Annotated in this window: 20 protein-coding genes; 15 read left to right on the top strand and 5 right to left on the bottom strand. The window is 76.8% G+C overall.

Annotated features, from left to right (window positions below):
• Positions 1–15: 15 nt before the first annotated feature.
• Both ACFY07_RS06825 and ACFY07_RS06820 read left to right on the top strand, forming a co-directional pair.
• Positions 16–243 carry a DUF3107 domain-containing protein gene (locus tag ACFY07_RS06825; RefSeq protein WP_230746865.1) on the top strand — a complete coding sequence of 76 codons (228 nt, stop codon included), beginning with the start codon at positions 16–18 and terminating at the stop codon, positions 241–243.
• Between the two features lie 279 nt (positions 244–522).
• Positions 523–810, top strand: a complete 288-nt coding sequence (locus ACFY07_RS06820; protein WP_390867713.1) for a hypothetical protein — start codon at positions 523–525, stop codon at positions 808–810.
• Positions 811–906: 96 nt separating this feature from the next.
• On the opposite strand, the gene ACFY07_RS06815 is transcribed toward ACFY07_RS06820, so the two are convergent.
• Positions 907–1707 carry a ferritin-like fold-containing protein gene (locus ACFY07_RS06815; RefSeq protein WP_230746868.1) on the bottom strand — a complete coding sequence of 267 codons (801 nt, stop codon included), beginning with the start codon at positions 1705–1707 and terminating at the stop codon, positions 907–909.
• A gap of 601 nt (positions 1708–2308) precedes the next feature.
• Here ACFY07_RS06815 and ACFY07_RS06810 point away from each other — a divergent pair.
• The 5 genes from ACFY07_RS06810 to ACFY07_RS06790 all read left to right on the top strand — a co-directional run bounded on the left by ACFY07_RS06810 (position 2309) and on the right by ACFY07_RS06790 (position 7113).
• The gene (locus ACFY07_RS06810; protein WP_390867712.1) at positions 2309–3967 is read left to right on the top strand and encodes a DEAD/DEAH box helicase; all 1659 of its coding nucleotides are present in this window, start codon (positions 2309–2311) and stop codon (positions 3965–3967) included.
• A 292-nt stretch (positions 3968–4259) separates the two neighbouring features.
• Positions 4260–5135: an alpha/beta fold hydrolase gene (locus tag ACFY07_RS06805; RefSeq protein ID WP_230746872.1), complete on the top strand. Its 876-nt coding sequence runs from the start codon at positions 4260–4262 to the stop codon at positions 5133–5135.
• A gap of 252 nt (positions 5136–5387) precedes the next feature.
• Complete coding sequence (locus tag ACFY07_RS06800; protein WP_230746874.1) at positions 5388–5537, top strand: hypothetical protein; 150 nt, start codon at positions 5388–5390, stop codon at positions 5535–5537.
• A gap of 140 nt (positions 5538–5677) precedes the next feature.
• Positions 5678–6565 (top strand): helix-turn-helix domain-containing protein, encoded by an 888-nt coding sequence (locus ACFY07_RS06795; RefSeq protein ID WP_390867711.1) that lies wholly within the window; start codon positions 5678–5680, stop codon positions 6563–6565.
• A 98-nt stretch (positions 6566–6663) separates the two neighbouring features.
• Positions 6664–7113 carry a VOC family protein gene (locus tag ACFY07_RS06790; protein WP_390867710.1) on the top strand — a complete coding sequence of 150 codons (450 nt, stop codon included), beginning with the start codon at positions 6664–6666 and terminating at the stop codon, positions 7111–7113.
• Positions 7114–7225: 112 nt separating this feature from the next.
• Here ACFY07_RS06790 and ACFY07_RS06785 read toward each other — a convergent pair whose 3' ends face one another.
• A complete protein-coding gene (locus ACFY07_RS06785) occupies positions 7226–8416 on the bottom strand; it encodes an MFS transporter (RefSeq protein WP_390867907.1) in 1191 nt (396 codons plus the stop codon).
• Between the two features lie 210 nt (positions 8417–8626).
• Here ACFY07_RS06785 and ACFY07_RS06780 point away from each other — a divergent pair, with 210 nt between their 5' ends.
• The 3 genes from ACFY07_RS06780 (at position 8627) to ACFY07_RS06770 (ending at position 11134) form a co-directional block, all read left to right on the top strand.
• Entirely contained in the window at positions 8627–9265 is a 639-nt protein-coding gene (locus ACFY07_RS06780; protein ID WP_390867906.1) for a DUF6758 family protein, read from the top strand.
• Between the two features lie 137 nt (positions 9266–9402).
• Positions 9403–10263 carry a PHP domain-containing protein gene (locus ACFY07_RS06775; protein ID WP_390867709.1) on the top strand — a complete coding sequence of 287 codons (861 nt, stop codon included), beginning with the start codon at positions 9403–9405 and terminating at the stop codon, positions 10261–10263.
• A gap of 256 nt (positions 10264–10519) precedes the next feature.
• Positions 10520–11134, top strand: a complete 615-nt coding sequence (locus ACFY07_RS06770; RefSeq protein WP_230746882.1) for a MarC family protein — start codon at positions 10520–10522, stop codon at positions 11132–11134.
• Between the two features lie 123 nt (positions 11135–11257).
• Here ACFY07_RS06770 and ACFY07_RS06765 read toward each other — a convergent pair whose 3' ends face one another.
• Positions 11258–11917 (bottom strand): suppressor of fused domain protein, encoded by a 660-nt coding sequence (locus ACFY07_RS06765; RefSeq protein ID WP_230746883.1) that lies wholly within the window; start codon positions 11915–11917, stop codon positions 11258–11260.
• A gap of 679 nt (positions 11918–12596) precedes the next feature.
• Here ACFY07_RS06765 and ACFY07_RS06760 point away from each other — a divergent pair.
• Positions 12597–13712: a magnesium and cobalt transport protein CorA gene (locus ACFY07_RS06760; RefSeq protein ID WP_390867708.1), complete on the top strand. Its 1116-nt coding sequence runs from the start codon at positions 12597–12599 to the stop codon at positions 13710–13712.
• Positions 13713–13770: 58 nt separating this feature from the next.
• Here ACFY07_RS06760 and ACFY07_RS06755 read toward each other — a convergent pair whose 3' ends face one another.
• Positions 13771–14727 carry a DMT family transporter gene (locus ACFY07_RS06755; RefSeq protein ID WP_390867706.1) on the bottom strand — a complete coding sequence of 319 codons (957 nt, stop codon included), beginning with the start codon at positions 14725–14727 and terminating at the stop codon, positions 13771–13773.
• Positions 14728–14919: 192 nt separating this feature from the next.
• On the opposite strand from ACFY07_RS06755, the gene ACFY07_RS06750 reads away from it, so the two are divergent.
• Positions 14920–15477: a hypothetical protein gene (locus ACFY07_RS06750; protein ID WP_390867705.1), complete on the top strand. Its 558-nt coding sequence runs from the start codon at positions 14920–14922 to the stop codon at positions 15475–15477.
• A gap of 45 nt (positions 15478–15522) precedes the next feature.
• On the opposite strand, the gene ACFY07_RS06745 is transcribed toward ACFY07_RS06750, so the two are convergent.
• Positions 15523–16248, bottom strand: a complete 726-nt coding sequence (locus tag ACFY07_RS06745; protein WP_390867704.1) for a hypothetical protein — start codon at positions 16246–16248, stop codon at positions 15523–15525.
• A gap of 340 nt (positions 16249–16588) precedes the next feature.
• Between ACFY07_RS06745 and ACFY07_RS06740 the strand changes: the two genes are divergently transcribed.
• From ACFY07_RS06740 to ACFY07_RS06730, 3 genes are all read left to right on the top strand, one after another.
• Complete coding sequence (locus tag ACFY07_RS06740; protein WP_230746895.1) at positions 16589–17875, top strand: magnesium transporter MgtE N-terminal domain-containing protein; 1287 nt, start codon at positions 16589–16591, stop codon at positions 17873–17875.
• A gap of 100 nt (positions 17876–17975) precedes the next feature.
• Positions 17976–18554, top strand: coding sequence for a DUF1003 domain-containing protein (locus ACFY07_RS06735; protein ID WP_374228245.1), 579 nt, complete (start codon positions 17976–17978; stop codon positions 18552–18554).
• 168 nt (positions 18555–18722) lie between these two features.
• Positions 18723–19892, top strand: coding sequence for an Mrp/NBP35 family ATP-binding protein (locus ACFY07_RS06730; RefSeq protein ID WP_390867703.1), 1170 nt, complete (start codon positions 18723–18725; stop codon positions 19890–19892).
• Positions 19893–20083 lie beyond the last annotated feature (191 nt).

The following is a 20083-nucleotide window of genomic DNA, read 5'->3' as shown; positions in this document are numbered from 1 at the left end:
GAGGGACGGGAAGCCGTGGAGGTCAAGATCGGCGTGCAGAACGCCGCCCGCGAGATCGTTCTCGAGAGCGCGCAGTCTGCCGATGAGGTCCAGCGGGCAGTGTCGCAGGCGCTCGAGGGCGGGGCGAAGCTGCTCACGCTCGCCGACGAGCACGGCCGCCGCGTCATCGTCCCGGCCGAGCGCCTGGCATACGTGGAGATCGGCGAGCAGACGGTGCGCAAGGTGGGCTTCGGCACCCTCTGAGTACTTCCCCCCGCCCCGCGCGGAGGGGGTCCGTGCCTCACGGGGCCCCGCGTCCGGACGTCCGGACGCGGGGCCCCGTCGCATGCCGGGCGGGAGGCCCCGTCGCGTGCCGGCGCGGGGCGCCCCGGCCGCCGCCCGCGCCCCCGCGCCGGCCGGCGGCCGTGCCGCCGTCCGTGGCACCGCACGTGTCACCCGGCGTGCACCTGGGTAGTGCCCGGGGTGACCGGAAAGCGCCGTTTGCAGGGGGCGCTCCGGCACCGGCGGCAAAGGAGGCGCCCCATGCTCGCGGAGACCCTCGTCCTCGCCCTGGCGGGACTGCTCGTCGGGGCGGCAGCGGTGGCGGCCCTCCCCGAGTACTTCCCCTCGCCGCGCCCGCTGACGGTGCTCACCGGTGCGGTGTCCGCGCTGGTCGCCGGGCTGGTGACGCGTGCCGCGCTCGGGTCGGAGCACCCGGCGCTGAGCGCCGGCGTGGGGGTGGTCACCGCCGGGCTGCTGGTCTCCGTGCTGGCCCGGCCGGACCGGGTGCGCCGCGGCCGCAGCGGCCCGCACGGCCACCGTCCGGCCTGACCCGCCGGGCCGCCCCGGCCCGGCCGCGGCGGCCGCCGACGCCAGCACCGCCCGCCGGGCCCCGGCCCGGCGGGCGCCTCCTCCCCCGGGCGCGGCTCAGGAGGCCAGGCCCAGCGCCGCCATCCGCTTGGTGTGCGCCTCGGTGATCCGGTTGAACATCTTGCCGACCTCCACCAGGTCGAAGCCCCGCACCTCGGCGCCGCCGATCAGCAGGTTGGAGAGCGCGTCGCGGTCGGCGACGACCCGCTGGGCCTGGCTGAGCGCCTCGCCCATCAGGCGCCGGCCCCACAGGGCGAGGCGCCCGCCGACCCGGGGGTCCTCCTCGATCGCGGTGCGGACCCGGTCCACGGCGAACCGGCCGTGCCCGGTGTCGGCCATCACGCCGAGCACGAGGTCCCGGGTGTCGTCGTCCAGCCGCACCGCGACCTCGCGGTAGAAGTCGGCGGCGATGGCGTCGCCCACGAACGCCTTGACCAGGCCCTCCAGCCAGTCGGCCGGCGCGGTCATCCGGTGGAAGGAGTCCAGGGGCTCCACGAAGGGCCGCATGGACTCGGCCGGGTCGGCGCCGACCGCCGCCAGCCGGTCGTGGAGCTGCCGGTAGTGCTGGAACTCGGCGGCGGCCATCCCCGCCAGCTCCGCCTTGTCGGTGAGGCCGGGGGCCATCTTGGCGTCCTCGGCCAGCCGCTCGAAGGCGCTCAGCTCGCCGTAGGCGAGGGCGCCGAGCAGGTCCACCACCGCGGCGCGGTAGTGCGGGTCCGCGGAGCACGCCTCCCAGTCGCCGATCGACTCGTGCCCGGCCGCGGCGGTGCCGGCCGCGCCGGCCGCCCCCGCGTCCGTGCCGTCCGTGCCGCCGCTGCCCTCGGCCGCGGTGCCCGCGGCGTCGCCATGAGTGTCCATGACTCCGCACTGTAGTGCGCGGACCTGCGGCGCAGCAGGGGTACCGGGCCCCGCACCGGTGCGCGCCGCCGCCCGCCCCCTCCCGGAGTGGCACCCGCCGGGTATGGTGGTAGTGAGGCCCGCCGTGTTCACCCGATACGAGCAGTGGGTACTCAGTACGCGGATGCCCGGTCGGAGGACCGATCGGCTCCGACCAGACAACGCTTCAGTGGCCGAGCGAGGGCCGTCGCGGATCGCGCCGAGTACGGCGCCGGTCCCGCGCCGGGGCTCTTCGCGGGAATCTCCCGACGCCACGGGGCGCCGGGCCGACAGGCCGGCACGGCTGGTCGCGGTGCACGTCAGGGGCCGTACGGGCTCCCGGACCGCACCGCGTGCCCGCGCGCCGCCCTGCCGGGCACGGCGGCGCCCCGCAGGCCGCAGGGACCGGCGCGGTTGCGCGCCCCACGGGCCCCACGGCCCGCCGGGCGCCCGCCGTCCTCGTGCCCGGCCCCCACACGGAAGAGGCAGCATCCTGTCCACGTTTCGAGACCTCGGAATCCTCCCCGAGACCGCCGAAGCCCTTGAGGCGGTCGGCATCACTACTCCCTTCCCCATCCAGGAGATGACCCTCCCGGTCGCGCTGACCGGCCACGACGTCATCGGCCAGGCCAAGACCGGCACCGGCAAGACCCTGGGTTTCGGCCTGCCGCTGATCGACCGCGTGGTCGTCGGCGCCGACGTGGAGGCCGGCCGGGCGACCGACGCCGACCTGTGCGACGCGCCGCAGGCCCTCGTCGTCGTCCCCACCCGCGAGCTCTGCACGCAGGTGACCAACGACCTGCAGACCGCCGGCAAGGTGCGCAACGTCCGCGTGCTCGCCGTGTACGGCGGCCGCGCCTACGAGCCGCAGGTCGAGGCCCTGAAGAAGGGCGTCGACATCGTCGTCGGCACCCCGGGCCGCCTGCTCGACCTCGCCGGCCAGCGGAAGCTGGACCTGTCGAAGGTCCGCGCCCTGGTGCTGGACGAGGCCGACGAGATGCTCGACCTCGGCTTCCTGCCCGACGTCGAGAAGATCATCACCATGCTGCCGGCCGGCCGGCAGACCATGCTCTTCTCCGCCACCATGCCGGGCCAGGTCATCAGCCTCGCCCGCCGGTACATGCGGCAGCCCACCCACATCCGGGCCACCGCGCCGGACGACGAGGGCGCGACCGTCGCCTCCGTCACGCAGCACATCTTCCGCGCCCACTCGCTCGACAAGGTCGAGATGGTCTCGCGCATCCTGCAGGCCGACGGCCGCGGGCTGGCGATGATCTTCTGCCGGACCAAGCGCACCGCCGCCGACGTCGCCGACCAGCTGACCCGCCGCGGCTTCGCCGCCGGCGCGGTCCACGGCGACCTCGGCCAGGGCGCCCGCGAGCAGGCGCTGCGGGCCTTCCGCAACGGCAAGGTCGACGTGCTGGTCTGCACCGACGTCGCCGCCCGCGGCATCGACGTCGAGGGCGTCACCCACGTGGTGAACTACCAGTGCCCCGAGGACGAGAAGACCTACCTGCACCGGATCGGCCGCACCGGCCGCGCCGGGGCGTCCGGCACTGCCGTGACCCTGGTCGACTGGGACGACATCCCGCGCTGGCAGCTGATCAACAAGGCGCTGGACCTCCCCTTCAACGACCCGGAGGAGACCTACTCCACCTCGGCCCACCTGTACGAGCTGCTGGGGATCGCCCCGGGCACGGCCGGTGTCCTGCCGCGCTCCGAGCGCACCCGTGCCGGGCTGGACGCGGAGCAGATCGAGGACCTGGGCGAGACCGGCGGCCGCGGCCGCGGCGGCCGGGGCGGCGAGCGGGGCGGCGACCGCCCGCGCGGCGGCCGGCCCGGGGGCCGGGGTCCGGCGGCCGACGAGGCGGCCGGGTCCGGCGACGGGGCGGAGCAGCCGCGCCGCACCCGCCAGCGCCGCCGCACCCGCGGCGGCTCGGCGGCCGCGGACGGCGCCGCGCCCGAGCAGGTGGCCGACGACGCGAAGGCCGCGGCGGACACTCCCGCCGTGACCGCCCCGGCGGCGGAGTCCGGCGAGGGCGGCGACGCCCCGCGCCGCCGTCGCCGCAACCGCCGCCCGGCGGCCGCCCGCACCGACGCCGCGGCCCCGGCCGCGGAGTCCGCCGGGGCCGCAGCCCCGGCGGCCGCCGACGCGTCCGGGGAGGCCGGCACCGGCGCCCCGCGCCGCCGTCGGCGCACCCGCCGCCCGGCGGCCGACGGGGCGGCCCCGTCGGAGGGCTGACCCGCAGCGCACCCGGCCGGGGCACCCGGCCGCACCCGTCGCCCCCGTCGCCCCCGTCGCCGCCCCGTGCGGCGGCGGGGGCGACGCGCGTACGCACCGGGGCGGGCCGCTGCCCCGGTACGGGCCCGCCGCGGGGCATGATGGCGTCCGGGGCCCCGCGCCCGCCCGGGCCGGTGCGCGCCCGGAGCGGTCCGGGACCGGCCGCGGACCGGCCGCACCCGCGGGCGGCCGCGACCCCGTCCGGCACCGACCCCGTCCGACACCGACCACGCCCGAGACCGGCGGAGGACCCATGAGCACCCCGCCCTTCCTGAGACTCCCGGCTTGCGCCCGCACCGTGCGGCTGGAGACCTCCCGCGGCTCCTTCGCCGCCCTGGAGGCGCTGCCGGACGGCCCGGTGCGCTCCACGGCGCTGCTGGTCCCCGGTTTCACCGGCAGCAAGGAGGACTTCATCGCCCTGCTGGAGCCGCTCTGCGCGGCGGGCGTCCGCGTGGTCGCGGTCGACCAGCGGGGGCAGCACGAGACCGGCGGCCCGGCCGACGAGGCGGCGTACGAGCTGGCGGAGCTGGGCCTGGACGTGCTGGCGCTCACCGAGGCGGTGGGCGGGCACGGCGCGCCGCACCTGCTGGGTCACTCGTTCGGCGGATACGTGGTGCGCGAGGCGGTGCTGGCGGCGGGCGGCGGCGCGTCCTGGCGCTCGCTGACGCTGCTCAGCACCGGTCCGGCGGCGATCGAGCCCGGCGAGGCGGCGCGTACCAAGCTGCTGCTGGACGCCCTCACGGTGATGGACCTGGAGGGGATCTGGCAGGTCATGCGGGAGATGGACGAGGGCAGCGGGGACCAGGCCGCGCGGCCCGCGCCGGAGGTCGCGGAGTTCCTGCACCGGCGGTGGGTGTCCAACGTGCCGCAGTCGCTCGCCGCGATGGGGCGCCGCCTGGTCTCCGAGACCGACCGGGTGGCGGAGCTGGCCCGGGCCGCGGCGGCGCTGCCGAAGCTGGTGCTGTCCGGGGAGCGCGACTACGCCTGGCCGGTCCCCTGGCAGTCCGCGATGGCGGAGCGGCTGGGCGCCCGGCGGGTGGTGGTGCCGGAGGCGGGGCACTCCCCCAACGCCGAGCGCCCCGCGGAGACGGCCCGCGCGCTGCTGGATTTCTGGGCGGATTTTCATTAGGCAGCGTAAAATTCGAGGTGTTCGGGAATCAGCAGCCCCACAGGTCGCGTTGGCACCTGTGGACACTCCGGCTCCCCCCGCACCGACGTGTGCTCCGGTCGCGCCTCCCGCCCCTCCGGTGGAAGATGTGGCGAAACCCGGACTTTACGGACGGGCAACCGCAACGAAGCCGTAGCACGGCACCGTGAACCGTGGGGGGAAAGCCCTGCCGGCACCATCCGCTCCTCGTGAGAGGCCAGGAAGGGAGAGGCCATGCGCTTCGAGATCATGCGACTGGACGACGTCGACGGCACCGCCACCGACCGCTTCATCGCCGACGCCGACACCGTGCGGGAACTCGTCGAGACCGCCGCCGCCACAGGCGAACGCCTCTACATCCGACCGTGCCCGACCACCGCCTGACACCGGGCACCTGCGGCACGCAGCAGCGCCCGCCGAGGGCGCACCGACGCCCCGCCACCGGGATCCCGGTGGCGGGGCGTCGGCCGCACGGGCCCCGCGGACGCCCCCCGCGGACGGCGGCGCCCGCCTACCCTCGGACCATGGGACCGCTGCGGGAGGCGGCAGGGGAACCGGTCGCGGACACCGCGGCCGGGCTGCCGTGCGCCGCGCTGCGGCCGCTGGTGCACCGCTACGTCGGCTACCGCTACCGGGGCTTCCCGCCGGGCGTCCACCTCGGCCTGCCCTCCCCCCACCTCACCGTGGTGGTCAGCCTCGGCGCGCCCGTCCGGGTCGCCCTCCGGCCGGACGGGGAGCCGCGCCTCCACGCCTCGCTGGCCGGCGGCCTGCACGTCCGGCCGGTCCTGCTCCCCCACGACGGCGAGCAGTACGGCGTGCAGCTGGAGCTGACCCCGTACGGCGCACGCGCCCTGTTCGGGGCGCCCGCCGCGGAACTGGCCGCCTCCGTGGTGGACCTGCCGGAGCTGCTGGGCGGCGCGGCCGCCCTGCTGCCGGAGCGGCTGGCGCGGGAGCCGGACTGGGCCGGGAGGTTCGCGCTGCTGGACGCCTTGCTCGCCCGCCGGGCGGACCCCGCGGCCGCACCCCGGCCGGAGCTGGCGCACGCCTGGCGGCGGCTGACCCGCCCGGGCGGGCCGGGAACAGCCGGGGACGGGCCGCCCGCCGCGGGAGGGCCGGTCGCCGGAGGGCCGGTCGCAGGAGTGGCCCGCGAGCTGGGCTGGAGCCGGCGCCACCTCTCGGGGCGGTTCACCGCCGAGTTCGGCCTGTCCCCCACCGCGGCCGTGCGGGTCGCCCGCTTCCACCGGTCCAGGCGGCTGCTGCAGCGCCCCGGCCCGCGGACGCTGGCGGCGGTGGCGGCCGCGTGCGGGTACTTCGACCAGGCGCACATGGCCCGGGAGTGGCGCGGCCTGGCGGGGATGCCCGCGTCCGCGTGGCTGGCCGCCGGGGAGCCGCCGGTGCCCGGCGACGGGTGACGGCCCGGACGGCGGCCCGCTCCGCCGGCCGGGTGGGCGGGACGCGGCGGTTCCCCTCCGTACAAGGCGGGGCGGCCGCGCCCGGGCACGCTGGCCCCATGGACGAGAACACCGCACACGCGGACACCCGGGGCCCCGCCGCGGCCGCCCCCGCCCGGCCCGCCACCACGGTCTGGCCGGCCCTGCGCTACCGGGACGCACGAGCCGCCGTCCGCTTCCTCGTGGAGGCGTTCGGCTTCGAGGAGACGGCCCTGTACCCGGTGGACGGGGACGGCCCGGAGGTGGCGCACGCCCAGCTCGACTGGCCGCTCGGCGGCGGGGTGATGCTCGGCTCCGCCCGCGGGGACAGCGCGATCGCGGACCTGCCGCCGGGCACCGGTGCGGTGTACGTGGTGACCGACGCGCCGGACGCCCTCTTCGCGCGGGCGCGCGCGGCGGGGGCGCGGGTGGTCCGCGCCCCCGCCGACCAGGACTACGGCTCGCGGGACTTCACGGTCGCCGACCCCGAGGGCGTCCTGTGGTCCTTCGGCACCTACACCGGGGCCTGAGGCACGGCGGTACCGGAGGCACGCCGGAGGCACGGCAGGCCCCCGGGACCCGGGGCGGAGGGCTCCGGGGCCCGGGGGCCGTACGGCCGGCCGGGCCGGCCGGGCCGGTCGGTCAGCCGCGGGCCGCGGCCCCGGCCGGGAGCGGCTCGGCGGCCGGTGCGGGCGCGCCGTGGGCCGTGCCGTGGTCCACCGCCAGGTGCCGGCGGCGCACGGCGGCGACCAGGGCGGCCGCCAGCGCGGCCCCCGCCGCGACGGTGAACGGTGCGTGCACGTCCACGTGCTCCGCCAGCTTGGGCGCCAGGTAGGGCGCGGCGGCGGCGGCGAACCAGCGGACGAAGTTGTAGCCGGCCGAGGCCACCGGCCGGGGCGCGTCGGAGACCCCGAGGGCCAGCTCGGTGTAGACGGTGTTGTTCATGCCGATGAACGCGCCGGAGGCGATCACCGCCGCGATCGCGGCCGTGTGCGAGCCGTAGCCGAGCAGCAGCAGGTCGGCCGCCATGAGGACCAGCGAGCCGCCGAGCACCCGCACGGAGCCGAGGCGCCGCTGGAGCCGGGGGGCCACCAGCACCGAGAAGACGGCGAGCAGCACACCCCAGGCGAAGAAGACGCCACCGCTGCGGTAGGGGCTCATGTCGAGCACGAACGGCGAGAACGCCAGCACGGTGAAGAAGGCGTAGTTGTAGAAGAAGGCGCTCGCGGCGGTGGTGGCCAGGCCGCCGTGGGCCAGCGCGCGCAGCGGTTCGGTCAGCCCGGTGCGGCGGGCGGGCCGGGGCTGCTCCTTCAGCAGGGCGGCGATGCCGGCGAAGCCGACCGCCATGAGGGTGGCGGTGCCGAAGAACGGGTAGCGCCAGCTGGCGTTGCCGAGGACGGCGCCGAGCAGGGGGCCGCAGGCCATGCCCAGGCCGAGCGCGGACTCGTACAGCAGGATCGCCGACTCGCTGCCGCCGCTGGCGGCCCCGACGATCACCGCGAGCGAGGTGGAGACGAAGAGCGCGTTGCCCAGGCCCCAGCCGGCGCGGAAGCCGACGAGCTGGCCGACGGTGTCCGAGGTGCCGGCGAGGCCGGCGAAGACGACGACGAGGGCGAGGCCGGCGAGCAGGGTACGGCGGCCGCCGATGCGGCTGGAGACGAAGCCGGTGACCAGCATCGCGACGGCGGTGATCAGGAAGTAGCTGGTGAAGAGCAGGGACACCTGCCCGGGGGTGGCGTCGAGGCCCTTGGCGATGGACGGCAGGATCGGGTCGACCAGTCCGATGCCCATGAAGGCGACGACGGCGGCTCCGGCGGTCGCCCAGACGGCCATGGGCTGGCGCAGCAGGCCGGGCCGGGCGCCCTGGCGGCCAGTGGTCACGGTCCTTCTCCTCTCCGGCGGTGTCCCCGGTTGTCGTTAGATACGCTAATTGATGCTAGCTACATCAGTTGCATTGCACAACCGTGCACGGACGGCGCGGCCGTGACCCGGTCGGGTGATCGTCCTTGACGCCGCCCGTTCGAGGGAGGACCGTTGACGGCTATGAGGGGCGAGCCCAGTTGTCCGAGGTGCGGCGGCCGTGTCCGCGCCCCCGGCCTCTTCTCCGACACCTGGCAGTGCGACACGCACGGCGCCGTGCACCCCCTGCAGCCCGTGGTGCCGCCCAGCATCGAGGCGCTGGCCGTGGCGGTGGCGCGGTCCCAGGTGCCCGTCTGGATGCCCTGGCCGCTGCCCGTGGGGTGGCTCTACACCGGCATCGCCCACGCGGGCGACGACCTCTCGGGCGCCCGCGCGACCGCCGTGGCCTGCTCCGGGCCGGGACCGCTGGGCGGCTTCGGCGAGCTGGTCCTCGTCGCCGAGGAGCTCGGCGTGGGCCTCGGGGCCCGGTACGCCGGCATCCCGGGGCCGGACCCGGGCGAGACCCTCTCCGTCGACCGGTCCGCCGACGCCAAGCTGCTGGCCGCGGGCCGCCCCACACCGATGTGGCACGTCCCCGGCGCCCCCGACGACCGGGCGGTCTTCGTGGGGGAGGCGATGGGCCTGTGGATGTGGGCGGTCGCCTGGCCGGAGCGGTCGGGGGTGCTCATGTACGACGAGCTGGTGCTGACCGACCTGCGGGACGCCGGAGCGGAGCTGGAGCTGCTGCCCTGCGGAGCCCTGTCTCCGAGGATTCTCTCCTGAAATCGCCTCAACGCCTTAGGATCTTCGGCATGTGGCGCAGATGACAGGATAATCGGCAGGCATTGGCCGCCCGATCCGGCCGCCGCCACGCTATCCTGGAACGGCCCCGACCCCCCGGCCCCCAGGAGCGACCGCCCGTGCGTATCGACCTGCACGCCCACAGCACCGCCTCGGACGGGACCGACTCCCCGGCGGAGCTGGTCGCGGCCGCCGCCGGCGCCGGGCTGGATGTCGTGGCGCTCACCGACCACGACACCACCGCCGGGTACGCCGAGGCCGCCGCCGCGCTCCGGGCGCTGCCCGCGGGCGCGCTCACGCTGGTGACCGGGGCCGAGCTCTCCTGCCGCGGCGGCGACGGGATCGGCATGCACCTGCTGGCCTACCTCTTCGACCCGGACGAACCGGAGTTCGCCCGCGAGCGCGACCTGGTCCGCACCGACCGCGTCCGCCGCGCCCGGGCCGTCGTGGAGCGGTGCCGCGCCCTCGGCGCCCCCGTCACCTGGGAGCAGGTGCGCCGCATCGCGGGCGACGGCTCGGTGGGCCGCCCGCACGTGGCGAGCGCCCTGGTGGAGGCCGGGGTGGTCCCCACCGTGGGGGACGCCTTCACGCCCGAGTGGCTGGCCGACGGCGGCCGGGCCGACGTGCCCAAGCACGAGCTGGACCCGCTGGAGGCGGTGCGCCTGGTGCGCGCGGCCGGCGGGGTCGCGGTCCTGGCCCACCCGGGGGCGTCCAAGCGGGGCCGGACGGTGTCCGACCGGACGGTCGGGGAGCTGGCCGCCGCCGGGCTGGCCGGCCTGGAGGTCGACCACATGGACCACGACGGGCCGACCAGGGCCCGGCTGCGCGACCTGGCCTCCGGCCTCGGGCTGCTGGCCACCGGCTCCAGCGACTACCACGGCAGCCGCAAGACGGTCCGGCTGGGCGACTCCACGACGGACCCGGCCGTGTACGAGGAGCTCATCGGCCGGGCCACCGGCGCCAAGCCGCTCACCTCCTAGGCCGCCGGGGCCCGCGCCGGTCCGGGCCCGGAGCCCGGGCCCGGACCGGCCCCACCAGGCGCAGGCCCGCGCCCGCCGTACCCGCCCCCGCCGACCCGGCCGCACCCCGGTCCGGACCGGCCGACCCGCCGCGCCGCCGACCCGCGCCCGCCGCCCCGGGGCGCGGGCGCCGCCGCGCGTCCGCGCGGGCCCGGCCCCGCCTCCCGCCGTTCCCGACGTTCCACCCGTTCCACGAGAGACCTGCGAGCACAGACCCATGGCCCTCTTCGACATCGCGACCTTCGGATCGCTCTTCGTCACCCTCTTCGTCATCATGGACCCGCCCGGCACCATCCCGATCTTCCTGGCCCTGACCTCCGGCCGCGCCGCCCGCACCCAGCGCCGGATGGCCTGGCAGGCCGCCGCGGTGGCCCTCGGCGTGATCACCGCCTTCGGCCTCTTCGGCCACCAGATCCTCGACTACCTGCACGTCTCCATACCGGCGCTGCAGGTCTCCGGCGGCCTGCTGCTCCTGCTGATCGCGCTCGACCTGCTCACCGGCAGGATCGAGGAGCCCACGCAGACCAAGGACGTCAACGTCGCGCTGGTGCCCCTCGGCACGCCGCTGCTGGCCGGTCCGGGCGCCATCGTCGCGGTGATCCTGGCCGTGCAGGGCGCGCACGGTGCGGGCCAGGAGGTCGCGGTGTGGGTCGCGATCGCGCTGATGCACGTGGTGATGTGGCTGACGATGCGCTACTCGCTGGTCGTGATCCGGGTCATCAAGGAGGGCGGCGTGGTCCTGGTGACCCGGCTGTCCGGCCTGCTGCTGTCGGCCATCGCGGTGCAGCTGGTCGCCGACGGCGTGATCGCGTTCGTCCGCGGCGCCTCCTGAGGCGTCCCGGGGCGTCCCGGCCCCGCGTGACGCCTCCCGGCGTCCCGGACCGGCCGCCGCTCCGGCCCGCCGGGCCGGCCGCCCGTCCGAACCGCGGCGGGCCCGCAGGGACTCCCCCGGGGGTCAGTCGAGCGGCACCGCGCGGCGGCGCGGGTCGCGCAGGTCGGTGCCGTGCCGCAGCCACCGCTCCTGGAGGGCGGCGCCGCCGTGCACCCGCTTCCAGGCGGCCTCGGTCGGCGTCATGGGCAGCAGCGGCAGGAAGCGCACGGGCTCGGCGGGCTCCGGCAGCTCCAGGTCCTCGACCAGGCCGCCGGGCTCGGCGACCAGCACGGAGGGGAACGGGGCGCCCTCCCAGAGCGGCGTGCCCAGGTCCAGCGAGGCGCCGGGGGCGACGACCAGGCCCTCGACCTGCGGCGCCGCCGCCAGGACGGCCAGCGCCCGCAGCACGTCGTCGCGGCCGCCGCGCACCGAGAGCAGCAGCTCCGCCCGCGGGCCCCGCTGCGGGTCGGCGACGGGGCTGAGCGGGTCGGCCATGGGGGCGGCCGACATGCCGAGCGTCGCGTACCGGACCAGCGCCGGGTCGGCCGTGCCGGTGACGGCGCCGGTCTCGGCGCCCGGCCCGAAGCGCAGCACCTCGATGCGGTCGGCGCCGAGGAAGGTGACCGCGGCCCGGCCGGTGGGCTCCCCGAACGCGGTGAGCAGCCGGGCCTCCACCGCCGCCAGGACGGCGTCGCGGGAGAGGGGGTCGGGTCCGGAGGCAAAGCCTGGGTCATGGAAGGCCATGCGCGCGAGGTTATCGGGCAGACTGAGGACAGGCCGGTACGGCCGCCCTGCCGCGCGGCCTCCGGACCGCCTGCTAGGGTGGGCCGTCGGCCCGCTGAAGCGGACATGCCGCAGGGACCCCTGGCGGGGTCGACGCACCCCGGTCTACCCGGCCGGAGTCGTGCGAAACCCGGCGGCCGCGTCCTTTCCGGCGGACGCACCGGGCGCGCACCGCGCGCCGCGAGGACGAGGCTCTCCCCCAGCGGGGACCGGCCGAGGGAGGTGGTTGCGGGTGGATACCAGCCGACCGTGCAGTACCGGCAGCTCTCCCGTACCGGTGCCCTGCGGCCGCCCCCCTCGCATCTGAGGCCCTGACAGCAGTCGGAACACCCGCGCGGCAGCGAGCCCTCCCGGCTCCCGCCGCTCCCGTGTCCCCTCCTCCCGGATCGGGAGTGCTCACGGCCCCACCTGCGCCCGCACCGCGGGCGGCGACCGCGCACGACGGGCACGCACCACCGGACGGGAGAGCGCCGCCCCGGGCGCCCCCGAGACCCCGTCAGGAACCCTCCTGCGCCAGGTCTCCGGCGCCACACGCCAGGCGTTCCCCGCCGCCGCACTCCCGGCACCTGCCGGGGCGGGCCCGCACCGCCCCGTCCCGCCCCGCCGGCAGTCGACGGCCCTTCCCGTGAAGGAGCCCGCCATGTCGATGATCCGCGACCTGCGCGCCGCAGTCCGACCGCACCGCCGCCGCCCCGGCGCCCCCTACGACGGCACCCCCACCGACTCCACCCCCAGCGCGGTGGTGGACTGCGCCGTGTACTCCGGCGGGAGGCGCGTGGGCGACTCCTGCTCGCCGCGCGAGGCCGCCCACCGGGTGCGGCTGGCCGCCGACGGGGACCCGGTCGAGGGCGGCTCCTTCGTCTGGATCGGCCTGCACGAGCCCACCGAGGCCGAGTTCGAGGGCATCGCCAAGCGCTTCGGCCTGCACCCGCTGGCGGTGGAGGACGCCGTCCACGCCCACCAGCGGCCGAAGCTGGAGCGGTACGACGACGTGCTCTTCGCCGTCTTCAAAACGATCCGGTACGTGGAGCACGACCAGCTCACGCCGACCAGCGAGGTGGTCTCCACCGGCGAGGTGATGGTCTTCACCGGCCGGGACTTCGTCATCACCGTGCGGCACGGCGGCCACGGCTCGCTGCGCGGCCTGCGCCGCCGCCTGGAGGAGGACACGGAGCTGCTGGCCAAGGGCCCGTCCGCGGTGCTGCACGCCATCGCCGACCGGGTCGTCGACGACTACCTGGCGGTGGTCGACGAGCTGCAGACGGACGTGGACGAGGTGGAGTCCGACGTCTTCTCGCCCCGGAGCACGAAGAGCGCCGACATCGGCCGGGTGTACCAGCTGAAGCGCGAGGTGCTGGAGTTCAAGCGCGCCGCCGGCCCGCTGCTGCGGCCGATGCAGCTGCTCTCCGAGCGGCCGATGCGCCTGGTGGACCCGGACATCCAGAAGTACTTCCGCGACGTCGCCGACCACCTGGCCCGGGTCAACGAGCAGGTCTCCGCCTTCGACGAGCTGCTCAACTCGCTGCTCCAGGCGAACCTCGCCCAGGTCTCGGTGGCGCAGAACGAGGACATGCGCAAGATCACCGCGTGGGCCGCCATCTTCGCCGTGCCCACCATGATCACCGGCGTGTACGGGATGAACTTCGAGCACATGCCGGAGCTGACGTCCGAGTACGGCTACCCGGCGGTGCTGGTCGGCATCGCCGTGGTCTGCGCCATGATGTACCGCGGCTTCCGCCGCAACGGCTGGCTCTGATCCGTCCTGCGGCTTCCGGGCCGGGCGCGCCCGGCCCGGAAGCCGCAGGACGGGCGGCTCAGCCGCGCCGGCCGGCGCGGACCACCAGCACCAGGCCGGCGAGGATCAGCGCGACCGCCGGGTAGGCGGCGACGGGCGGCATCTGCCCGAGCCACAGGGCGGCGATCAGCGCGGCGCCGGGCGTCTCCAGCAGGATCGCGGTGGAGGTCACCGCGGGCCCCAGGGTGCGCACCACCCGGTTGCTGAGCGAGTGGCCGAGCAGCTGCGCGGCGGCGGTCAGCAGCGCCAGCTTCCCCCACGTCCCGGCGTCCCAGCCGGCGAGGGCGGTTCCCGAGGCGAGGGCGGCGGCGAGCAGCAGCACCGCCGTGGTCGCGTAGCAGACGAGCGTGTACGCCGTGGTGGAGACGGTGCGCCGGACCTCGGCGCCCAGCAGCAGGTAGCCGGCGGCGGCCAGGCCCGCCGCCAGCGCCAGGGCGTCGCCGGCCAGGGCCCGGGGGGAGAGCGAGAGGTCGACGCCGGTCAGCACCAGCACGCCGGTGAAGGCGATGGCGGTGCCCGCCCAGACCGCGGGCGCCGCGCACCGGCCCCGCAGCCGCATGATCAGCGTGGCCCACAGCGGCGTGGTGGTGACCAGGGCGGTGGAGGACGCCACCGAGGTCATCCGCAGGCTGGGCAGCCAGAGCGCGAAGTGCACGGCGAGCAGCGCGCCGGCCGCGAGGGTGAGCAGCAGGGCGCGGCGGCCGATCCGGCGCAGCTCGGCGCGGTGCCGCAGCAGCGCGTACGGGCCGAGGACGCCCACGGCCATGGTGTTGCGCCAGAAGGCGATGGCGAGGGCGGGGGCCGCGGTGGCGCTGATCAGCGGGGCGGAGAGGGAGATGCCGCCGACGGAGACCGCGAGGAGGAGCAGGTCGGCGACCGGCAGGCGGTGCGGCGGCCCGGCGTCGGCGGCGTCGGCGGCGCCGGCGTGCCCGGTACCGGTGGCGCGGGCGGGGGTCTCGGGCCGGGCGGCGGGCACGGCGCTCCTCGTGGTGCGGCGGGGCGGGGTGGCACCTCTCACCGTAAGGCCCGTCACCGTCGGACACCACTGTCGTCCGGGAAGTGGACCCCTCCGGGCGGCCCCCGCGGCGCGGGGCGGCCCCCCGGCGCGGCCCTGCGGCCCCGCCGCCCGGGACCGCCCGGGACGGCCCCGCCCCGTACGCTGTGCGCCATGGACCGAGTGACCGCCGCACCCGCCCCGCAGGCCGAGGAGGCCGGGGAGTTCCTCGACCCCGCCCTGGTGGAGGAGGCCGCGAAGAAGTCCGGCCTGCTCTGGGTCTCGGCGGGCGGCGCTCCCGCCCGCCCCCTGTGGCACGTCTGGCAGGACGGGGCGGTGGTCGTCGTCGGCGACGGGGCCGAGCAGCCGCTGCACGGCCTGGCGGACGGTCAGGACGCGCTGGTGACGGCCCGCAGCAAGGACAAGGGCGGCCGCCTGGCGGCCTGGCCCGTGCGGGTGGTGGAGCTGGCCCCGGGCGGGGACGCCTGGCGGGCGGCGGTCGAGGAGCTCAAGGGCAAGCGGCTCAACGCCCCGGACACCGACACCGTCACCGACCGCTGGGCCCGCGAGTGCCGGGTGCTGCGGCTGGAGACGGCCGGTCCGACCGCGCAGCGGCCCGGCGCGATGCCCGACGGCTCCCACTCAGCGCGGCCCCTGCCGTCCGCGGCCACCACCCGCCGCCCGGTGCCGGCGGGGCTCCCCCGGCTGCTCCTGCGCCGCCGCGGCCGCTGAGCCGCGCCGGCGGGCCGGGACGGGCCCGCCGGGCGCCGGCGCGCGTCAGCCCCTGCCCGCCGCCCCCGCCGTGCCGTAGTCGAGCACCTGGCCGGGCGCCGGGGCCTTCACCGTGAGGTCCTTGCCGTAGTCGGTCAGGGCGAGGACGCCGGCGCCGCGGGCGCGCTCCACCCGGACCGGGTAGGGGGTGCCCTCGAGCGAGACCCGCAGGGTGCTGCCCCCGTCGGTGCCGACGGCGACCGTGCGCACCCCGCCGACCTCGCGGTAGTCGCCCTTGCGGGCGGGCCCGCCCAGGGCGGTGATGCTGTTCAGCAGGGCCGCCTTGTCGGTGAAGACCGCCAGCTGCCGGTAGGCGGGGTCGGTCGCGTGGACCCGCACGTACCGGCCCTCCAGCCTGCTCGGCGGCTTCCCGCCGGCCGCCTGCGCGTAGAAGTCGGCGTCGCCCTTGACGTAGAGCCGGGAGCCGACGCGCAGCAGCTCGAAGGAGCGGTTCCCGCTGACGACGCTCCCGGTGCCGCCCGCGGCGCTGAGCCGCACGTCGAGGCGGTAGGTGGCCCCGCCGCTGACGACGGTGCCGGACAGGTGGACCGAGGGGGCGGCGAGCGCGGCGGCCCGCGCACGGGAGGCGATGGCCTCCGGGGCCTGCCGGCCGATGCCGTTGGTGCCCGCGTCGGGGTCGGGGGGCGGCGGACTGCTGCAGCCGGCGACGGCGGCGAGCGCCAGGGCGGCGGCCGCGCAGGCGGCGCCGAGGGCGGTGCGGCGGGTCGGCATGGGCCTGTTCCTCCCGCGGTCGGCACGGGCGGCGGGGCGGTGGCCGCGCCGTGTCGGGGTAGGGGCTGGTGGGACGCCAGAAAGCTACCGCAGCGTGGGCGGGGACCCGCAACGGAGGTTCGGCTCGGGGAGGCCCCCCGGGCGCCCTCCACCGCGCCCCCACGCCCCGCCCGCAGGACGGACACACGGGCGGGCGCACGGGCGGGGACGGACGGGCACGGGCGGGGCGGGCCGCACGGGTCCCGTGCCCGGCGGGCCCGCGCCCGGAGCCGCAGGTAGCCTGGCTGCACGGCGACACGCCCGTGAGCAGGCCATGACGAGGGAGGAGACCGAGGAGGCCATGGCAGGAGCAGCCAACCGGGTCTTCATCTCCCACCTCTCCGGCGTCGCGGTCTTCGACCCCAACGGCGACCAGGTGGGACGGGTCCGCGACGTCGTCGTCTCGCTGCGCCTGGGCGGCCGGCCGCCCCGGGTGCTGGGCCTGGTCGCCGAGGTGGTGAGCCGCCGCCGCATCTTCCTGCCGATGACCCGGGTGACCAGCCTGGAGTCCGGCCAGGTGCTGACCACCGGCGTGATCAACATGCGGCGCTTCGAGCAGCGGCCCACCGAGACGCTGGTGCTCGGCGAGATGCTGGACCGGCGCGTCACCCTCACCGACACCGGCGAGCAGGTCACCGTCCTGGACGTGGCGATGGTGCAGACCCGGCTGCGCGAGTGGGAGGTCTCCAAGGTCTACGTGCAGCGCGGCAAGACGGGCCGGCTGCGCCGCCGCGGCGAGACGCTGACCGTGGACTGGTCGGCCGTCACCGGGTTCTCCCTCACCGAGGAGGGGCAGGGCGCCGCCAACCTGCTGGCCACCTTCGAGCAGCTGCGCCCCGCCGACCTGGCCAACGTGCTGCACCACCTCTCGGCCAAGCGCCGCGTCGAGGTGGCGGCGGCGCTGGACGACGAGCGGCTCGCGGACGTCCTGGAGGAGCTCCCCGAGGACGACCAGGTGGAGATCATCGGCAAGCTGAAGGACGAGCGGGCCGCCGACATCCTGGAGGCCATGGACCCGGACGACGCCGCCGACCTGCTCTCCGAGCTGCCCGAGGACGAGGCCGAGCGGCTGCTGCGGCTGATGGAGCCCGACGAGGCCGAGCCGGTGCGCCGCCTGCTGGGCTACGAGGAGAACACCGCGGGCGGCCTGATGACCACCGAGCCGATCGTGCTGGAGCCCGACGCCACGGTGGCGGAGGCCCTGGCCCGCGTGCGGGTCGCGGACCAGAAGTCGGCGCTGGCGGCGCAGGTGTACGTCTGCCGGCCGCCGAGCGAGACGCCGACCGGGACCTACCTGGGCATGGTGCACTTCCAGCGGCTGCTGCGGGAGCCGCCGTTCACCCTGGTCGGGGCGATCGTCGACCGCGCCCTGGACCCGCTGCCGCCGGACACCCCGCTGCCCGTGATCACCAGCTACCTGGCGACCTACAACCTGGTGGCCGCACCCGTCGTGGACGACGCCGACCACCTGCTGGGCACCGTCACCGTGGACGACGTCCTGGACCACCTGCTGCCGGAGGACTGGCGGGAGTCCACCGTGCACGTCGAGGACCTCCCGCCCGAGGGGGTGGCCGGCGGTGGACGGTGAGCGGGGCGGCCGGGGCCGCCGGGACCGGGAGGGCCGCGAGGAGGGCCGCTCCCGGCTCCAGAGCGAGCTGCGGGAGCTGAGGGAGCTGCGCGAGCTGCGGCTGCGCGAGGGGGGCCCCTCCGCGGTCCAGGGCGCCGCGGCACGGATCGGCGAGCACGAGGAGCGGCGGCGCATCCGGCTGGACCAGCCGCGCAGCGGGCGCCGGTCCTGGGTGCGGCTGCCCGCGTACGACCCGGAGGCGTTCGGGCGGCTGTCGGAGCAGATCGCGCGCTTCCTGGGGACGGGCCGGTTCATCGTCTGGATGACGGTGGTGGTGGTCGTCTGGGTCGGCTGGAACAGCCTGGCGCCGGGCTCCCTGCGGTTCGACCAGTACCCCTTCATCTTCCTCACCCTGGCGCTGTCGCTGCAGGCGTCGTACGCGGCGCCGCTGATCCTGCTGGCGCAGAACCGGCAGGACGACCGCGACCGGGTGAACATGGAGCAGGACCGGGCGCGCAGCGAGCGCAACATCGCCGACACCGAGTTCCTCACCCGCGAGGTGGCAGCCCTGCGGCAGGGCCTGGGCGAGGTGGCGACCCGCGACTTCCTCCGCTCGGAGCTGCAGATCCTGCTCAAGGAGCTGGAGGAGCAGCGGCGGGAGCTCTCGCCGCACGCCGACGACGTCCCCGACCGCCGCTGAGCCCCGGCCGCGCCGGCGGCCCGGCCGGTCCGGCCGCACGGTCCGTCCCTGCGGCCCGGCCGGGTGGTCGGCCCCGCGGCCCGGCCGTCGGACCCGCGGCCCGGCCGTGTGATCGGCCGCACCCCACCGGCGGAGCTGGGGCGGAGCCCGGCGCCGTACCATCGGTGCATGGCCAATGAGACGCAGGGCGGGGCCGGCGGCGCGACGGCACTCGAGGAGTCCGTACGCAGCGCGCTGACGACCGTCCAGGACCCGGAGATCCACCGCCCGATCACCGAGCTGGGCATGGTGAAATCGGTGGAGGTCGGCGAGGGCGGCGCGGTCCGCGTCGCCGTCTGGCTGACCGTCTCGGGCTGCCCGATGCGCGACACCATCACCTCCCGCGTCACCGAGGCGGTCGGACGGGTGCCCGGCGTCTCCGGCGTCGAGGTCGAGCTGGACGTGATGAGCGACCAGCAGCGGCGGGAGCTGTCCGAGCTGCTGCGCGGCGGCGCCGCCGAGCGGGAGATCCCCTTCGCGAAGCCGGGCTCGCTGACCCGGGTGTACGCGGTCGCGTCCGGCAAGGGCGGTGTCGGCAAGTCGTCGGTGACCGTGAACCTGGCGGCGTCGCTGGCCGCCGACGGCCTGAAGGTCGCCGTGGTGGACGCCGACATCTACGGTCACAGCGTGCCGCGGATGCTGGGCGTGGACGGCCGTCCCACCCAGGTCGAGAACATGATCATGCCGCCGTCGGCGCACGACGTGAAGGTGATCTCCATCGGCATGTTCACCCCGGGCAACGCGCCCGTGGTGTGGCGCGGCCCGATGCTCCACCGCGCGCTCCAGCAGTTCCTCGCGGACGTCTACTGGGGCGACCTGGACGTGCTGCTGCTGGACCTGCCGCCCGGCACCGGCGACATCGCCATCTCGGTGGCGCAGCTGGTGCCCAACGCGGAGATCCTCATCGTCACCACCCCGCAGCAGGCCGCGGCCGAGGTGGCGGAGCGGGCCGGCACCATCGCGCTGCAGACCCACCAGAAGATCGTCGGCGTGATCGAGAACATGTCCGGCATGCCCTGCCCGCACTGCGGCGAGATGGTGGACGTCTTCGGCACCGGCGGCGGGCGGACCGTCGCCGAGGCCCTCACCCGGGCGACCGGCGCCGAGGTCCCGGTGCTGGGCTCGATCCCGATCGACGTGCGGCTGCGCGAGGGCGGCGACGAGGGCAAGCCGGTCGTCCTGTCCGACCCCGACTCGCCGGCCGGCGCCGCACTGCGCGCGGTGGCCGCGAAGCTCGGACGGCGGGAGCGCGGTCTGGCGGGCATGTCGCTGGGGCTGACGCCGCGCAACAAGTTCTGAGCGGCGCGGCCCGGCGCCCCGGCAGGGGCGGTGCGGGGCGGTCGGGACGCGGTCCCGGCCGCCCCGCGGTGCGTCCGGACCCCCTGCCCCGGGCCGCACGACGGCGGCGACGGCGACAGCAGCGGCACGCCGACGACGGCGGCGGCGGCACGCCGACGGCGCCCCGCGGTGTCCGCGGGGCGCCGTGCGGG

Source organism: Streptomyces sp. NPDC001380 (assembly GCF_042895785.1).
GTDB lineage: Bacteria > Actinomycetota > Actinomycetes > Streptomycetales > Streptomycetaceae > Peterkaempfera.
This window is presented reverse-complemented; position numbering and strand designations above follow the sequence as displayed.

Excerpts from the sequence above, each read along its gene's own strand:
- ACFY07_RS06820 (WP_390867713.1), top strand. The coding sequence starts at position 523 with ATGCTCGCGGAGACCCTCGTCCTCGCCCTGGCGGGACTGCTCGTCGGG.
- ACFY07_RS06815 (WP_230746868.1), bottom strand. The coding sequence starts at position 1,707 with ATGGACACTCATGGCGACGCCGCGGGCACCGCGGCCGAGGGCAGCGGC.
- ACFY07_RS06810 (WP_390867712.1), top strand. The coding sequence starts at position 2,309 with ATGACCCTCCCGGTCGCGCTGACCGGCCACGACGTCATCGGCCAGGCC.
- ACFY07_RS06805 (WP_230746872.1), top strand. The coding sequence starts at position 4,260 with ATGAGCACCCCGCCCTTCCTGAGACTCCCGGCTTGCGCCCGCACCGTG.
- ACFY07_RS06800 (WP_230746874.1), top strand. The coding sequence starts at position 5,388 with ATGCGCTTCGAGATCATGCGACTGGACGACGTCGACGGCACCGCCACC.
- ACFY07_RS06795 (WP_390867711.1), top strand. The coding sequence starts at position 5,678 with ATGGGACCGCTGCGGGAGGCGGCAGGGGAACCGGTCGCGGACACCGCG.
- ACFY07_RS06790 (WP_390867710.1), top strand. The coding sequence starts at position 6,664 with ATGGACGAGAACACCGCACACGCGGACACCCGGGGCCCCGCCGCGGCC.
- ACFY07_RS06785 (WP_390867907.1), bottom strand. The coding sequence starts at position 8,416 with ATGGCCGTCTGGGCGACCGCCGGAGCCGCCGTCGTCGCCTTCATGGGC.
- ACFY07_RS06780 (WP_390867906.1), top strand. The coding sequence starts at position 8,627 with ATGAGGGGCGAGCCCAGTTGTCCGAGGTGCGGCGGCCGTGTCCGCGCC.
- ACFY07_RS06770 (WP_230746882.1), top strand. The coding sequence starts at position 10,520 with ATGGCCCTCTTCGACATCGCGACCTTCGGATCGCTCTTCGTCACCCTC.
- ACFY07_RS06765 (WP_230746883.1), bottom strand. The coding sequence starts at position 11,917 with ATGGCCTTCCATGACCCAGGCTTTGCCTCCGGACCCGACCCCCTCTCC.
- ACFY07_RS06760 (WP_390867708.1), top strand. The coding sequence starts at position 12,597 with ATGTCGATGATCCGCGACCTGCGCGCCGCAGTCCGACCGCACCGCCGC.
- ACFY07_RS06750 (WP_390867705.1), top strand. The coding sequence starts at position 14,920 with ATGGACCGAGTGACCGCCGCACCCGCCCCGCAGGCCGAGGAGGCCGGG.
- ACFY07_RS06745 (WP_390867704.1), bottom strand. The coding sequence starts at position 16,248 with ATGCCGACCCGCCGCACCGCCCTCGGCGCCGCCTGCGCGGCCGCCGCC.
- ACFY07_RS06740 (WP_230746895.1), top strand. The coding sequence starts at position 16,589 with ATGGCAGGAGCAGCCAACCGGGTCTTCATCTCCCACCTCTCCGGCGTC.
- ACFY07_RS06730 (WP_390867703.1), top strand. The coding sequence starts at position 18,723 with ATGGCCAATGAGACGCAGGGCGGGGCCGGCGGCGCGACGGCACTCGAG.